Genomic DNA, 15,375 nt, shown 5'->3' on the forward strand with positions numbered 1-15,375 from the left:
CATCAAAGTGTGCTTGACATAGGATATTTTTTATACTTTGCAGAAGTATTATTTTGAGATATTGATACGTTATGTGTAAGGGTTGAAATGTTAAAAAGTCATAAGTATGCGGCGGATCTGAATAATAAATTTTATATTAAAACTTCTTTTATTCCTATCAGATTTACTAGTATACGACCATTTCTGTTTTGAATTATTAACTTCAACCACGCCAGATGTTCCACCTCAAACGATTTTCATTCGTATTCTTCCTTGTTATTTATTCTTGCCTTGCTTTTGGTCAGCGAACACTTACCCTGCCACAAGTGATTGACATGGCCCAGAAGCAGTCGCCTGCTTACAAACAAGCTACCACTTCTCTCAATTCCAGTTACTGGCGCTACCGTAGCTTTCGAGCCAACTTTTTACCTCAACTTGTGCTGAGAGGAACCCTGCCAGAATTAAACCGGACCATCAGCCCGGTTATACAGCCAGATGGAAGTGAAGCATTCCGGCGCCGGAGTTTGGCCGTATCCAGCCTGGGGTTATTTCTGGAGCAGAATATTGGTCCGACTGGTGGAACGATCTATTTGTCATCGGACCTCAGCCGCATAGACCTGATCTCTCCTTCTTCTACTACCTACCAGGCAAGTCCAGCCATTTTCGGGTTTAATCAGCCTATTTTCAGGTTTAATCCTTATAAGTGGGAAACCCGCATCTCTCCCCTGCTTTATGAGGAATCGCTCCGCAAGTTCAATGAAGACATGGAATTCATTTCGGTAACGGCCACAAATCTGTTTTTTGATTTACTACTTGCCCAGATCAGTTACGATATTGCCCGAAAAAACCAGTCGAATACAGATACACTATTTAAAATAGCCCAGGGCCGCTATGAACTGGGTAAAATAGCCGAAAATGACCTTTTGCAACTCGAACTCAGCTTAATGAATGCAGGTCAGGCCGTTACCAAATCGAGCCTTGATAAGGAAACCTCAGCACTTCGTCTGAAAACTTATTTAGGCATGTCAGAAACTGAAACGATTACATTAGTAGAACCAACAACTACCCCCAGTTTGACGTAGATGCCACACTTGCTTTAGATGAAGCCCGCAAAAACCGACAAAATACAATCAGTTTTCAGCGCCGTTTGCTGGAAGCCCAGCAAGAAGTGGCCAGAGCCAGGGGAAATACAGGCTTAAATGTGGACATATTTGCAGAATTTGGCCTGGTAAAAAGTGCTACTGCTGTCCCGGATTTATACGTAAACCCACAAGACCAGCAAAGAGTCAGGGTAGGATTCAATATTCCAATTATGACCTGGGGAAAAAACAAAGCACTGGTACAAACGGCTACTGCTAATAAAGACCTAACTGAAACAGTAATATCGCAGGAAAAACTTAATTTCGAACAGCAGGTTTCCCTGCAAGCCAATCAGTTTAACCTGGTAAGAGACCAGCTGGCCATTGGCATTAAATCGGATGAGATTGCCCAGAAACGCTATGATATTACCAAAAACCGCTATGTGATTGGCAAAATTGGCATTACCGACCTCAATATTGCCTTGCAGGAAAAAGACCGCGCTAAACAGGATTATGTAGCTGCCCTGCGATCGTTCTGGCTCGGCTACTATACACTCCGGCTCTTTACATTATATGATTTTGAAAACAAACAACCCATCCGCTATGCTCCTGGCAATTAATTTTTGCTTACCTATATGCACTTATTCCAACCAAATAAAAAGGGGCTGATATAAATCAGCCCCTTTTTATTTTACTCTGCTATCTATGATTAGAATTTAGCACTTAAGCCAAACTGAATAGGCGCTTTAGCAATACCAAGCTCAGCATATACACCTAAATTCTTGATAAAGAAATACCTAACCCCTACTGTTGTCTCAAATCCGAAAGGAATCATAGTAGGAATTTCACCATCGCTCACTGTGTTAGGATCATTATCGGTATGTTTCCACCCGCCAAATCGGTAGCCTAAACCTGCGCCCCAATATGCATCGAATTTTTCGCTGTTGGCAAAGTGAAGGTTGATACGGCCTAATACACTTGTGTTTTTAAAGTTAATATTTCCCTCATAATTATCATCCATTTTATAATTGGCATCTACCCCGATATGGGCGAAATTAAGCCCAATTCCTACTTTATCTGAAACCGCAAATTCAACTTTTCCGAAGGCAGGACCTATACTTGAAGATTTATACCCGGTATTATTGGAATAGGTTTTAAACAAAGCTTTGCTCAGATTACCAAAACCATACCCGGCCGTAATAATTACATTTCCCTTTTCAAAAGATTGAGCGAACATAGATGAGGCCGCTGAAAAAACAAAAAGGGCAACCATTAAACTAAATTTTGTAAATTTTCGCATAATTTTTTTCATTAAACTTATTTAGTAATATTACTAATGGAAGTGAAATAGAAAAAAATAAATGGTACTGGCCTTATTGAGCAGAAAACGCAGGCTTGTTTCAATGTAGGATTTACAGTATTTATCGCTGGAGAAGGGTTACAGTTATATATTGTAGAACAACTACTGTAATATAAAAGAAGAAGTAAAATCAGATCCAGAAATATCAATCCTCAAAAATACCTATCTCATAATCAGCGTAATCAGTAGCTATTTCTGCGGTTCCTATGAATCCTACTATTAGAAATTAGTTGCAATAAAAAATAAAAACTCATTTACGTAATACAATTATGAAACAATAGCTTACAATTTCCTGGCAGTTGATTGACTTATCATAATTTGTACACTCTTTATGGATTATTTTACTGTATAATTTCTCTATGCAAGTAACATTTATCACTAAACTCATTTGAAGGCTTGTTAACAATTACTTCCATTCAAAACAAGGAATCTTCTATGGTTTGAACATCAGTGTTAATGGATTGGTTACCATGACATTAATTAATAAGAGCAAAAATATTATTAACAACCTATCGCCTATAAAAGCGACATAATTACTTTCTTTACCATCACGGGGCTTTGCCGTAAATGCTTATATTTTTTACCTGATAGTTTTTTATTACATTTGAAAACTAACATACCAGACTATCTAACAACCAGAGGAATTTAATCTGATAGCTTCTATCCACTTTTTATGCCGCAAAAACAGCTAACGCTGGAATTATTAACTGCCGAAATCAAGCGTCTACATCAGGAAAATCAACTTCTTCAGCAAGAGTTACTTATACAAAAGACACAAACCCAACTGCTGCAAAAGCAGATAGGTGCTCCAACACCTGAGTCCTCTCAACAGGCGTACCTGACCAATCTGCCATCCGGGCCTGAAGAACAATCGAATAGGAATGAAGAAATGAATGCCATCGAAGAAGAACTGCGGCAATCCCTGGAACATACGCTTGAGTTAAATGAAAAAATAGCTACCAGTGAGGCGCAATACCGCCTGATTTCTGAAAGCATGCGCGATATGATCTGTCTGCATGACTTAGAGGGCATTTATACCTATGTTACGCCTTCTTCTAAAAACCTGGTGGGTTACGAACCGGAAGAATTGCTGGGTAAAAATCCTTATGATTATTTTCATCCGGAGGACATTGAGAAAATCAGGGTTACCTCCCATAATAAAACCAGGCAGGGATTAGCAGATACTATTGTAGAATACCGTTTCCGTCACAAAAAGGGTCATTATGTATGGCTCGAAACTGTTACAGAAGCACTCCGCAACGAAAACAATGAAATATATGGCCTCCATACGGCCTCCAGGGATATAAGCCAGCGCAAGCAGGTTGAAAAAGAAAGAGATAATTTCTTTAACTATTCCATCGATATTCTCACAATAATCGATTATGAGGGCAAAATCATCCGGGCCAATTTTGCCTGGGAATACATTCTGGGCTTTCCAGTGAAGGAAACGGAAGGAAACTTCATCTACGATTTTATTCACCCGGAGGATGTAAACAAAACCCTGGCTATTCTGAGCCAGCATAAGCAGGAAGCAGATGTTACCATCGATTTTGAAACGAGGTACCTCTGTAAAGATGGAAACTACCGGTGGGTCTCCTGGAATTATGTTCCCTTCCCTTCCGAAAATCTGGTATATGGTTTTGGAAGGGATATTACCCAGCTAAAACTTTCGGAAGAAGCCGCCAGGCTTGCCCAGTTCTCCATCGATCATGCCTCTGACTCTGTGTTTTGGATTGGCCCGGATGCAAGTATTTTGCGAGTGAACAAAACCGCTTGTTTGTTGCTGGGCTATACGGAAGAGGAAATGCTCCGCATGAAAGTAGCCGATACTGACCCAAATTATTCCGAAGAAGTGTGGCCTGAACACTGGCAGGAACTGCGGGAGAAAAAAAATATGATCTTTGAGTCGGCTCACCGGACCAAAGATGGCACCATCCGGCCCACGGAAGTAAGTGTAAATTATTTTCAGTATAATGGCAAGGAATACAATTTTGCTTTTGCTAGAGATATTACAGAACGCAAACAGGCAGAAGAAAGACTACAATTTAATAGTTTGATCTTATCCAGGGTAAACGATGCCATTGTAGGCGTAGACCAGCAATATAATATCAATTACTGGAGCGAAAGCGCCGAACGGCAATATGGCTTATCTGCAGCTGATGTATTGGAAAAACCTCTTTCTACGGCCTATACTTTTGAATGGCTGCACCCGGAGGATGAGCAGCATATGGCTACTTCGCTTGCCCAGAAAGGCTATTGCAAGTTTGAAGTGCGCCAGACACTATATAATGGCAAAAAATTGTTTGCAGAAATGGTTGTTCAGCAGATGACCGATCTTTTTGGAAAAAACATGGGCTTATTTGCCATTATACATGACATTACCGAGCGAAAACAAGCTGAACAGCAGCTACTGGAGCGGGAGACGATGCTGGAAATTATTTTTAATGAATCTACGGATGCATTATTTCTGGTAGAATCGGAAAGCGGGAAAATTATCAAATGTAATAACAAAGCCATAGAATTTTTCGAAGCAGATTCGGAAGAGGAATTAAAAGGCAAATTTGGCCCTAGCTTTCACAAACATCCTTTTACCGAACAGCATATGCAGGATAAGGTTGAAACAATCCTCCGCGAGGGCGAATGGAGCAGTGAAATAGAATATATTTCTCTGAAAGGAAATGAATTCTGGGGCGCAATAAAGGTAAAATATATCAACATCGTAGAATCACAATATCAATTGGTGCGTATTGCAGATATTACCAGCCGAAAACAAGCCCAGGCAGATTTGTTGCGCTATGCCCAGCGAAGTATTAATATTCTCGAAAGTGTAACAGATGCCATGTTCACCGTAGACCATAATTGGTGCTTTACCTATTTTAATAAGGAAGCCGAAATTATGACTAAAATGAACCGGTCGGAATTGCTGCAGAAGAATATGTGGAATATATTTTCAGATGCGCTTGGCGCTGATTTTTTTGAGCAGTGCCACCTGGCCTTAAGTCAGCATACAGATGTACATTTTGAAGGATATTCACCGCCACTCCAACTCTGGTTTGAAGCACATATATATCCATTTGAAGAAGGGCTTTCCATTTATTTGCGCAACATTAACGAAAGAAAAGCCTCTGAGAAAGCCATCCTGGAAAGTGAAGAAAAATTCCGTACACTCACCATTCAATCGCCAGTGGGTATATTAACTACCACTCCCGATGGATTTTGCACCTGGACTAACCCAAGGCTGCAGGAGATTGCCGGTTACACGTTCGAAGAGAGCCTGGGCGATGGATGGGCCGGTTTTATACACCAGGATGATGTAGAAAGAATAGTTGAAGAATGGAAAAATAACGCACAATCAGGATTATCAACCGTAAGTGAATACCGCTTTGTCCATAAAAACGGCAATATTCGCTGGGTAAGGGGTACTACTAATCCGGTACTTTCCGACACAGGGGAACATATCGGGCATGTAGGCACGGTTGAAGATATAACTGAACGCCGGGAAGCAGAGGAAAAATTAAGAAGTGCCCTGGAAGAACTAAAAAAGCGCAATCACGAACTTGACAATTATGTCTATAAAGTTTCCCATGACCTGAGAGCCCCTCTGACTTCCATTATGGGCCTGGTCAACCTGATTAAAATAGAAACAGACCCGAATACGATCCGGCATTATATTGATCTGATCGAAAACCGGGTCATTAAATCAGACCAGTTTATTCATTCAATCCTCAGCCATTCCAAAATACTCAATTCGCAGGTTCAGATTAATCGGGTCGACTTCCAAAGTATCATTCTCGATTCCTTTGACCAGCTCAAATATATGCCGCATTCTGACCGGCTGCAGGTACATATTCTTATTCAGGGACCAGCAGAATTCTGGAGCGATGTATTCCGTATTGATATTATTCTGAAAAACTTTATTTCTAATGCCATCAAGTATATGAACCTGCTTCAGCAGGAAAACTTTGTGCACTTTAACATTAGCATCACCCAAAAAGAAGGCATTATTGAAATTAAAGACAATGGTTTAGGGATAGATAAACAATATCAGCCTAAGATTTTCGATATGTTTTTCCGGGCAACTGAAAAAGCCGATGGTTCAGGATTAGGTCTGTACATTGTCAAACAAACTATTGAAAGAATGGGCGGCAGTATTCATATAGAAAGTGAAATAGGGCAAGGCACAACCTTCACCATCACACTGCCTAATCTGATACAGAAAAAGCCAGGTGTCATTGGTCAGTAAAGTATAGAACAAATTCATCTTTACCCTACTAACCAGTGACTACTATCTACAAATCTATTCCAGCACTTCCATAGAATTTATTTCCGGGCCACCTCCCTGGTTAGCAGAACCTGCTGCAATATATACTTTGTTCTTATATACCACTGCCTGCGTTCCATGTCGGCCGGTTTGCAAACTAGGAAGTGTTTCCCAGGTATTTGTTTTCATATTAAATGCCTCCGTCTGGTTGTGCGCCAGCTTCTGCGGACTTTCGCCGCCAATCACGATTACCTGGTTGCCTATAGTCACCGATGTACAACCTGCCCGCTGGGTAGGAATATTTTTTTCAGCTGGTAAAGTAGTCCATGTTCCTTTTTTGAAATCATATACATCTACTTCTCCAATGGTGAGGTTGAGTACCTGGTTAATTTTGGCTGTAGATCGCCTGCCTCCGGCTACCAGCATCTGATCGCCTACAATGGCTGCCTGAAAATGGTCTCTTCCTCTGGGCGCATCCGGCAATACTTTCCAGCTATCCGTTTTCGGATCATATTCATCTACCCAGGTTACATGTCCGTCCCAGTGTCCATCAGTAATGCCACACACCAGGTATATTTTATCTTTATACACGGCTACACCGGCAGCTCCTCTTCTGCGGCCTTCCGGAATCTGGGCACCTTCGCGCCATTTGTCTGTTTTCGGGTTATAAATCTGTATCGCGGGAATGGGTGTCTCATGCGGATAATCGCCGGTAAAGGCGCCTAAGACATACACTTCCCCTTTGTAATCGATGGCTTGAAAATGATGCATTTCCATAGGTACATTTGCCCCTTTTTTCCAGGTGCCGGCTTTTGCATCGTATATTTCTACCGTTTGTTTTTTGCGGCCTCCAAATAAAAAGAACTGGTCGCCTACCCTGGCAAATGCATTTTCGCTGCGGTTCTCAGCGGCTGGGGTAATGGTTTTCCAGGCAGCCAGAGGTTGCTTCCACGAGAATTGATACAGCGGCAAGGAAGCACAGGTTATAATAAAAGTAAGTATAATGGTCTTTTTCATGGTTCAGTAAAGCAGGTGATTATAAAAGTATATATCCACTAACATATAAAATTGAATGCATATTGAATATAGGTCAGGTATGAAAACCTGCCAGCGTTGAAACCCCGGCAGGTTTCGTAATTTTTATGATATCGTTACAACTTTGCCGGTTTCAATGGATTTGTAAATAGCTTCAATTACTTTTAGATCTTTCAGTCCTTCTTCGCCCGGAACAATAGATGGTTTATTACTCATCACTGACTGGGCAAAATCATCCATCTGAGCAGCCTGGTGAGTCAATTGTGGCAGATTTACTTCGCCTTTGCTGGTCCGGAATTTAATCGGGCCATAGCCATAACAAGGACCCATTTCATACCAGCCATTTTCGCAGGTGGCATACAGACGTTCTACACCGGCAGCATAGGTACTGGTGGAGGTGGCTACTGCACCACTGGGAAATTTGAGTTGCCAGAGAATGGTTTCGTCTACTTCCTTAAATTTAACCGGATCGGTTTTAAATTCCTGCGCAAACACAGATACAGGTTCTTCGCCAGTTACATAACGACTAGCATTCAGGGCATAAATCCCAATATCCATCATAGAACCACCGCCAGCCAGAGATTTTTTCAGCCGCCACTGGCTGGGGTCTCCAATACGGAAGCCATCACTGGTTTCTACCACTTTAATGGCGCCAAAGGTTTTTTCACGGGCAAACCGCATCACTTCCTGATGCTGGGGCGTAGAGTGCAGCCGGTATCCGATGGCCAGTTGCTTATTGGCTTTTTTGGCTGCATCAATCATCTGCTGGCATTCTTTTACTGAAACAGCCATTGGTTTTTCACAGATCACATGTTTGCCGGCTTCCAGAGCCCGGATGGTATACTCGGCATGCATGGCATTGGGCAATACCACATACACAACATCAATGTCCGGATTATCGGCAATGCGGTCGTAAGTTTTGTAATCGTATATATTCTTCTTGGGAAGATTAAACTTTTTTTCCCATTCAGCCGCTTTGGCCGGCGTACCAGTTACTGCACCGGTAAGCTTACAGAATTTGGTTTTCTGCAAGGCAGGTGCCAGTTGATGGGTGCTGTAATAGCCAAGTCCAACAAGAGCAATACCTAAAGGCTTGCCACCTTGCAAGCTATTTTCTGCAAAAGCAGGTTGCGATAACCACGAAAGGGCTGGTGCTGCAAAAGCCATTGCACCGGCATTACGCAGGAAAGAACGCCGGGAGGATGTTGATTCAGTTTCGAATAATTTCAGCTTCTTCATAGGTGTTGTATAAAATGTCGTTTACAAATTTAAGGCAGCTATTTTGGGCAAAGAATATGCCTCCATTATGCATTTACAGAATCGTAGACAATCACTTTTGTCCACAAATTGGAACAGTCTTCTACAAATTTGAGGTGAGTCGGATGGGTTTGATAAGTATCCTGGTCCTGACGGTTATTGAAAATGAGTAATAGAGAGAACTGATAGGATTTTTCAATCACCGGGCGGTTGGTATCTGCCGGTACCCCAATGTGTGAAGTTTTAATAGCTTCGATGGAAGTAAGCGATTGTAAACCTTTTAATAATTTGGCATGGTCTGGTTTGCTGGAAGGATTCTTCAGCCAGAAATACACATGGTGTACAAACATGGAAGGGGCTTGCGCTGCCTGAGCAGAAGCAGGTATGGCAGTAATAGCCGCAGCACTGGCCAGTACCATCGACGATTTTTCAAGAAAACTTCTCCGGGAAACTTTTTTCATAAACTAAGTAAATGCTTAAGTGAATATAACCGGATAAAGGTAGAGGGGCAACACCAGGTTTTTCTTGTAAAAATTCATCATTTCTTTGTACTTTGCCTTTCTATGAAGCGCTTTAATCAATACGAAACCTTTAATTTTAACCGCTTTGAACTTGATGAGTGGCCATATCCGCTTCATAACCACAATCATTTTGAGATCATTTTTATTCATCATGGAAGCGGAATTCATTGCCTCAACGAAAACCGGTTTCCCTACGAGTCAGGTGATGTATTCTTACTAGGACCGGAAGATTATCATACCTTTGAAATCCAAGCTACTACTCAGTTTTGTTATCTGCGTTTTACGGGCTTATTTTTTCAGAATCACTCCCTGGAATGGAAAGACAAACACTGGCAGCAAACCATCGAATATCTGTTTCATGGTCCTTATCAGTCGAATGGAAGTATTGTAAAAGAGGCAGCGGAAAAAAAACGGCTCGATCATTTGCTCACCGTATTGCTGGATGAATATGACAACCGGAAAAAGCAGTTTGCCGAACCTATTGTAGATTATCTGATGCGGGCTATTGTGAGTATACTCGCCAGAAATATCGCACAGCAGGGTTTAAGCGTGAACCTGCAACCTCCCTCCCACATCCGTTCTCAGGCATTGGAAGATATTCTACTGTATGTACATCAGCATATTCATTCTCCCGAAAAACTCCGGATGGAACATCTTTCTGCCCATTTCCAGTACTCCCCCAATTATCTGAGTATTTTTTTCAAACGGCAGACCGGCGAATCGTTGCAACAGTACATTTTACGTTATAAACTCAAACTCGTAGAAACCAGACTCCGCTACAGCGACCGCAGTATTTCGCAGATTGCCTTTGAATTTGGCTTTTCGGATGAAAGCCATTTGAGCAAAATATTCAAAAAATACTACCAGCTCACTCCCGGCGATTTCCGCAAATCTATGCTCAATTAAGCAATAAAGAATTCTGCAAAAGGCCTGCTTAAGTAAACTATTTACCTTTAATAGGGGTTATTTTAATATATACACTGTTAAATTAATTCTGTATTATTCATGTTACTTAAAGCAATTCTCATAAAGAGTTCCCGTCTGTTTTCTATGTTCCTTCTAAATATTTTACTAATTGTTGGGTTAGTGAGTGCCGGCGGATGCAAGCAGGAAGACGTATCAGCAAAGCCATCAACTGAAGTGCCTGCGGTGGAAGTTACCAGGCTTGTCAGTGCAAAATTTATAGGTGAATATACACCAGCTCAGATTAAAAGCAGAATTGGTAACCGGGCAGAAATTGGCTTGTTCACCAAGTATTCTGTTAAGGTGTATTCGCTCGTATATACTACCACTGATACCAAAGGGCAGCCAGTTCAGGCATCAGGTGCCTTATTAGTGCCGGTAGCAAACCAAGCCTTTCCTTTACTGAGTCTGCAACATGGCACTATTACCGATGATAAAAATGCGCCTTCATATTATGGCTCCAACAGTGAAGTATGGACCTTTGGAACAGTAATGGCCTCTTCTGGCTATATTCTGGCGGCTCCGGATTATCTTGGGTATGGTGTTTCCAGGCAATTAGCTCATCCCTATGAACATGCTTCCAGTTTAGCCAATGCTTCTGCCGACTTATTGCTGGCCGCCAAAGAGTTTTTCAGGCAGAATAGTGTACAATGGAATAAGCAGCTTTTCCTGGCTGGCTATTCGGAAGGGGGCTATGCAACAATGGCCCTGCACAAACACCTGCAAGAAAATTATGCGGAGGAATTACCAGTAACAGCCAGTGCGCCTGGGGCTGGGGCGTATAACAAAACCGCTTTTGCGAAAGATATTCTGCAAAACAATAGGCCGCTGGAATACATCAATAGTTATTTGTGGGTGTTGCAAACCTACAATACGGTATATGAACTTAACAGGCCTTTTAGTTATTACTTAAATCAACCCTATGCAGGCCAGGTACAAAAATTCGGGGTACAAGCCCAGGTAAGCAAATATCCGCAGCAGTTATTTACTGATACTTTCAAAAAAGCGGTGCTTACTGGTTCAGATACTGATCTGCTAAAAACCTTTGTAGACAATAATATTTTCGACTGGAAACCAGAAGCGCCTGTATACTTGATTCATGGAACGGCAGATGATTTTGTGCCATTTTACAACTCACAAACAGCCTATGATGCCATGATTGCCAATGGAGCTATACAGGTTACTTTGCGCAAAATAGAAGGCGGCAATCATTTTTCATCTGTAGCTGCTTATACTTTAGAAACCTTTATGTTTTTCAGCAGCTTTGGTCAACAGTAAAACGGTTTCTATATCATAAAAAAACCAGAGCGGTTTGCTCGGGTTTTTTATTTATAAACGTTTAGTAATCCTTATCTTTCTGCAAACTTCTGATAAGCAGCTTTTAGTTGCTCATTTGTTAAGGGTTCGCCGGAACGAATGAGCACTCTATGCCGGAAAGTGACGGATTTACTGGGCATCAGCTTAAAATTAAGTTCCTCTTTGCCATCGCTCAGCGCTTTCTGTCCTAAGTTATTAGCAGCAAATAAACCATACCCTCTGGCATGCCAGTAAGTAGGATGGCCTACATTTTTGGGATGGTCCATCATAGTGATTGAAATGGGCTCGCTGCCCATACTGCCTGCCAGGTTCACCCACTGCCCACGTGTTCCCCAGACGGCATCTCCCTCTGTCCCCTCACTGCTGCGGTATAAACCAGACACTCCTTCATTATCCATGCGAGGTACATTGGTTACTTTACCGCTGGCATCTGTAAAAAGCTCGGGCTTATTGGAAGGCTGCTCCAATTGGCGGGCCACCCGTAAACCAATCATTCCCTCTTTATTGTCTCTGAATAAAACTTCTTTATCAAGGGCGGTTAAAGTAGTAATCCGGTCAATGATGCGGGTATTGATATCTCCGCTGAACACAAATTTAGTGTCTTCTCTCAATAAGGGCGTACTATCAGGAGTGATCCAGTCCATGGTTACGTCCAGCTCGCCTTTGTCTTTTCCGCTGCTAACTTTGTTTACCTTCTTGTGTTGAATAGTACCATAACCATCCTTTTTTTCCGGAGCAATGGAGTCCGAATTATTCCAGAAATCCAGGCCATTTACATCTCCATAATTAAACCATAACCCTACATGATGCGGATGATCAATGCGTTCACCGGCTCTGGGCTCCAGAGGAAAGCCACGGGTGATGGCCGTTCCGCTGGAAGTAAGCACAGGGTACAGCACAGGCTTTTTAATGGTCGTCGGATAAATATAAGACGTAAATGGTTTGCCTCCAATGGTAATATCTACCCGTTGCTGTTGCTCATCGTGTACCAGCTTTACAGGTTCCATTCTAACTTTTCCCACCTGGGCAAATATTTGCGATTGTGGCAGAAACAGGATACATAGAATAGAAAAGTATGTAAAGCCCCGGGTAAACGAAAGCCTGTATATTAGATTTTTATAAGTCATCAGCGATGGTTTTACACTCATTTAAGTTTAATATTACGCAGGTGGTAGAATGTAAAAATTACTGATTTACATTCTACCACCTCTGATAACTAGTAACGAACAACTACTAACAATTTAGTATCAGGATACCACTACATCCTGTTTTTTATCATCAAAAGTTACCCGTTTGCCAGTTTGTAAAGCCATGGTAGTCATAATAGTAGCAATAGAATGGCTATATCCGGCTTTGGCAGGGGCATTAGGCTCCTGACGGCTGCGTACACATTCCATCCAGTTGCGCATATGCATAGAGGTCATTGGGTCGGAACCAGTATTAGCCCCGGTTTCCATTTTCACCGGTTCGGCAATTGAAAAGTCTGCCAGCAGATTGGCTTGCAAGCCCATGTCTGTGGCTTCTTTTTCTTTCATCCCTCCTTCAGCAGTTACTTTATTGGTATCCAGGTTCAACATGCCCCCATTGGAATAATAATATTCTTTGGTACCTCCAGCAGAATTATGCATTCTGGAAGAATAGAGTACCTGGAAACCTTTGTTTTTATCATCTTGTGGGCCGTAATCAAACACGGCAGTTAACGTATCGGCATTTTCACGGCCATCCCGCCACATATAAATACCGCCATTGGCCACTACACTTCTGGGATGATCATAGCCGGAGAACCAGTGTACGGTATCGATCTGATGCGACATCCACTGGCCAGGAATACCGGAAGAATATGGATAGAACAATCTGAATTCGAGGTATTTTCTTGGGTCCCATTCCACCTTAGGCCGGTTCATCAGAAAACGGTCCCAATCCGTATCTTCCTTGCGGATCTGTTCTACAAGTTCTTTCCTGCGCCAGCGCCCTGGCTGGTTTACATTCCAGGTCATTTCAACCATGGTAATATCTCCAAACTTCCCATCTTTTATATATTTAGATGCGGCATGATAATTAGGAGCACTTCTGCGCTGGGAACCAATCTGTACAATTTTTCCGGATTCTTCCACCGCTTTTAAAGCTATTCTGGCATCCTCCATCGATTCGGCAAAAGGCTTTTCTACATAGGCATCTTTACCGGCTTTCACAGCTTCGGCACAATGCAAGGCATGCTGAAAATCAGCTGTACTTACCACCACCGCGTCTATATTTTTCATGCCATACAATTCATCATTGTTCCTGGCTTTGGCTAGTTTTTTTACCCAGCCTTTTTCTTTCATAAAGGCTTCGCATTCATCCCGGCGGCGGTTCCAGATATCTGAAACAGCGACAAATTCAAAATTCATATCTTTTGAATGTTCCATAAAAGAAGGCGCCAGAGAACTTCTGAACCGATCGGAGAAACCCACCACTCCTACACGTACCCGGTCGTTAGCACCCAGGATTTTGGCATAACTGCTGGCACTCATAGCAAAAGATAATCCGGCGGTGCCAAAAGTGGCCTTTTTAATAAATTCTCTGCGCGAGTTATTTGTATTTTCCATATGATTTATGAGTTTAGGATATAATTATAAGTGATTGAGCGAATGAGCGATAGGGTGAGTAAAGAAACCTAATGAGTAATTCGTAATATTTCTACGTTTTAGATAAAGGTTTGATTTTGATATTGCGGTAGGAAACCTTGTCACCATGATCCTGAATGAGGATATGGCCTTTAGGTGCTTCGCCAAACCGGCCGTTTTTATTATAATCAGGCGCTGCATATTTGCTTTGGGCTACCAGATCCCGGAAATCCTTGCTTCCTCTTTCATATTCTACTACTTTTTTTCCATTGAGCCAGTGTTCTACATGATTTCCCTGTACCAGAACCCGTCCCTGATTCCACTCTCCGATTGGGTTTACCTGTTTGTCTGTGGCAGCAGGAAGCAGATCATATAAAGAGCCAATAGTACGGTTTCCATTTTTCCCCAATTTAGCATCCGGATGTTTGGCATCATCGAGCACCTGGAATTCTAGTCCGAAAGCAGAACCGGCAGGTTTGGGCTGATGTTCTACCACATAATATTTTACGCCACTATTGGCCCCTTCACTCAGCATAAACTCAAATGAAAGGTCGAAGTTGTCATATTCATCTGTGGTAACAATATCGCCACCATTCCTGGATTCTGCGCCGTTCGAAGATAATACACTGAGTAGGCCGTCCTGCACGACCCAGCCGCTATCCGGAAAACTTTGTTTATAAGCGCCTCGCCAGCCATCGGTCGTTTTTCCATCAAATAATAGTTTCCAGCCCTCATTTTTCTCTGCCTCTGTTAACATATTCATTTGTGCAGTTGTGTTTTGAGCAGACTCAGGTGCCATTGTAGTATTTTCGGCAGTTACTACTGTATCTAAATCAGTGGCTACTGCCTGGCTGCTATCTGATTTTTGCCCACACGAGGTGTTGAGTACAATACTAATAAAGGCTACAGAAAGCAGACAGAGCATACGACGGTGTTTTCCGGCCGGATTAATGAGGTGCATAGTTTAGGTGAAAGGGTTTAGTGAATATTCGGTATT

12 protein-coding genes are annotated in these 15,375 nt (G+C 42.2%); 5 read left to right on the forward strand and 7 right to left on the reverse strand.

Annotation, left to right across the window (positions count from 1 at the left end; all coding sequences use genetic code 11):
- Positions 1-215: 215 nt before the first annotated feature.
- Positions 216-1,061, forward strand: coding sequence for a TolC family protein (locus GXP67_RS05390; protein WP_162442212.1), 846 nt, complete (start codon positions 216-218; stop codon positions 1,059-1,061).
- Between the two features lie 65 nt (positions 1,062-1,126).
- Positions 1,127-1,678 carry a TolC family protein gene (locus tag GXP67_RS05395; RefSeq protein WP_232064948.1) on the forward strand — a complete coding sequence of 184 codons (552 nt, stop codon included), beginning with the start codon at positions 1,127-1,129 and terminating at the stop codon, positions 1,676-1,678.
- A gap of 89 nt (positions 1,679-1,767) precedes the next feature.
- Here the strand turns inward: GXP67_RS05395 and GXP67_RS05400 are convergent, their stop codons facing one another.
- Entirely contained in the window at positions 1,768-2,295 is a 528-nt protein-coding gene (locus tag GXP67_RS05400) for an outer membrane beta-barrel protein (protein WP_162442213.1), read from the reverse strand.
- A gap of 796 nt (positions 2,296-3,091) precedes the next feature.
- Here GXP67_RS05400 and GXP67_RS05405 point away from each other — a divergent pair.
- Positions 3,092-6,661, forward strand: coding sequence for a PAS domain S-box protein (locus GXP67_RS05405; RefSeq protein WP_162442214.1), 3,570 nt, complete (start codon positions 3,092-3,094; stop codon positions 6,659-6,661).
- A 54-nt stretch (positions 6,662-6,715) separates the two neighbouring features.
- Here the strand turns inward: GXP67_RS05405 and GXP67_RS05410 are convergent, their stop codons facing one another.
- The 3 genes from GXP67_RS05410 to GXP67_RS05420 all read right to left on the reverse strand — a co-directional run bounded on the left by GXP67_RS05410 (position 6,716) and on the right by GXP67_RS05420 (position 9,432).
- Positions 6,716-7,696 (reverse strand): Kelch repeat-containing protein, encoded by a 981-nt coding sequence (locus GXP67_RS05410; protein WP_162442215.1) that lies wholly within the window; start codon positions 7,694-7,696, stop codon positions 6,716-6,718.
- A gap of 123 nt (positions 7,697-7,819) precedes the next feature.
- Complete coding sequence (locus tag GXP67_RS05415; RefSeq protein WP_162442216.1) at positions 7,820-8,953, reverse strand: Gfo/Idh/MocA family protein; 1,134 nt, start codon at positions 8,951-8,953, stop codon at positions 7,820-7,822.
- Positions 8,954-9,018: 65 nt separating this feature from the next.
- A complete protein-coding gene (locus GXP67_RS05420) occupies positions 9,019-9,432 on the reverse strand; it encodes a Dabb family protein (RefSeq protein ID WP_162442217.1) in 414 nt (137 codons plus the stop codon).
- Between the two features lie 102 nt (positions 9,433-9,534).
- Between GXP67_RS05420 and GXP67_RS05425 the strand changes: the two genes are divergently transcribed.
- Both GXP67_RS05425 and GXP67_RS05430 read left to right on the forward strand, forming a co-directional pair.
- On the forward strand, positions 9,535-10,398 hold the full coding sequence (locus GXP67_RS05425) for an AraC family transcriptional regulator (protein ID WP_162442218.1): 864 nt from the start codon (positions 9,535-9,537) through the stop codon (positions 10,396-10,398).
- A gap of 144 nt (positions 10,399-10,542) precedes the next feature.
- Positions 10,543-11,733 carry a lipase family protein gene (locus tag GXP67_RS05430; protein ID WP_162442219.1) on the forward strand — a complete coding sequence of 397 codons (1,191 nt, stop codon included), beginning with the start codon at positions 10,543-10,545 and terminating at the stop codon, positions 11,731-11,733.
- A 71-nt stretch (positions 11,734-11,804) separates the two neighbouring features.
- Here GXP67_RS05430 and GXP67_RS05435 read toward each other — a convergent pair whose 3' ends face one another.
- From GXP67_RS05435 to GXP67_RS05445, 3 genes are all read right to left on the reverse strand, one after another.
- On the reverse strand, positions 11,805-12,899 hold the full coding sequence (locus GXP67_RS05435; RefSeq protein ID WP_232064949.1) for a DUF6807 domain-containing protein: 1,095 nt from the start codon (positions 12,897-12,899) through the stop codon (positions 11,805-11,807).
- A 120-nt stretch (positions 12,900-13,019) separates the two neighbouring features.
- A complete protein-coding gene (locus GXP67_RS05440; RefSeq protein WP_162442220.1) occupies positions 13,020-14,360 on the reverse strand; it encodes a Gfo/Idh/MocA family protein in 1,341 nt (446 codons plus the stop codon).
- A 91-nt stretch (positions 14,361-14,451) separates the two neighbouring features.
- The gene (locus GXP67_RS05445) at positions 14,452-15,177 is read right to left on the reverse strand and encodes a 3-keto-disaccharide hydrolase (protein ID WP_162447808.1); all 726 of its coding nucleotides are present in this window, start codon (positions 15,175-15,177) and stop codon (positions 14,452-14,454) included.
- Between the last annotated feature and the right edge of the window lie 198 nt (positions 15,178-15,375).

The sequence above is a fragment of the Rhodocytophaga rosea genome (assembly GCF_010119975.1).
Classification (GTDB): Bacteria; Bacteroidota; Bacteroidia; order Cytophagales; family 172606-1; genus Rhodocytophaga; species Rhodocytophaga rosea.

What these genes read in the sequence shown, in the direction of transcription:
- GXP67_RS05390 (WP_162442212.1), top strand. Translation starts at nt 216, where the DNA reads ATGTTCCACCTCAAACGATTTTCATTCGTATTCTTCCTTGTTATTTAT.
- GXP67_RS05400 (WP_162442213.1), bottom strand. Translation starts at nt 2,295, where the DNA reads ATGTTCGCTCAATCTTTTGAAAAGGGAAATGTAATTATTACGGCCGGG.
- GXP67_RS05405 (WP_162442214.1), top strand. Translation starts at nt 3,092, where the DNA reads ATGCCGCAAAAACAGCTAACGCTGGAATTATTAACTGCCGAAATCAAG.
- GXP67_RS05410 (WP_162442215.1), bottom strand. Translation starts at nt 7,696, where the DNA reads ATGAAAAAGACCATTATACTTACTTTTATTATAACCTGTGCTTCCTTG.
- GXP67_RS05415 (WP_162442216.1), bottom strand. Translation starts at nt 8,953, where the DNA reads ATGAAGAAGCTGAAATTATTCGAAACTGAATCAACATCCTCCCGGCGT.
- GXP67_RS05420 (WP_162442217.1), bottom strand. Translation starts at nt 9,432, where the DNA reads ATGAAAAAAGTTTCCCGGAGAAGTTTTCTTGAAAAATCGTCGATGGTA.
- GXP67_RS05425 (WP_162442218.1), top strand. Translation starts at nt 9,535, where the DNA reads ATGAAGCGCTTTAATCAATACGAAACCTTTAATTTTAACCGCTTTGAA.
- GXP67_RS05430 (WP_162442219.1), top strand. Translation starts at nt 10,543, where the DNA reads ATGTTCCTTCTAAATATTTTACTAATTGTTGGGTTAGTGAGTGCCGGC.
- GXP67_RS05435 (WP_232064949.1), bottom strand. Translation starts at nt 12,899, where the DNA reads ATGACTTATAAAAATCTAATATACAGGCTTTCGTTTACCCGGGGCTTT.
- GXP67_RS05440 (WP_162442220.1), bottom strand. Translation starts at nt 14,360, where the DNA reads ATGGAAAATACAAATAACTCGCGCAGAGAATTTATTAAAAAGGCCACT.
- GXP67_RS05445 (WP_162447808.1), bottom strand. Translation starts at nt 15,177, where the DNA reads ATGGCACCTGAGTCTGCTCAAAACACAACTGCACAAATGAATATGTTA.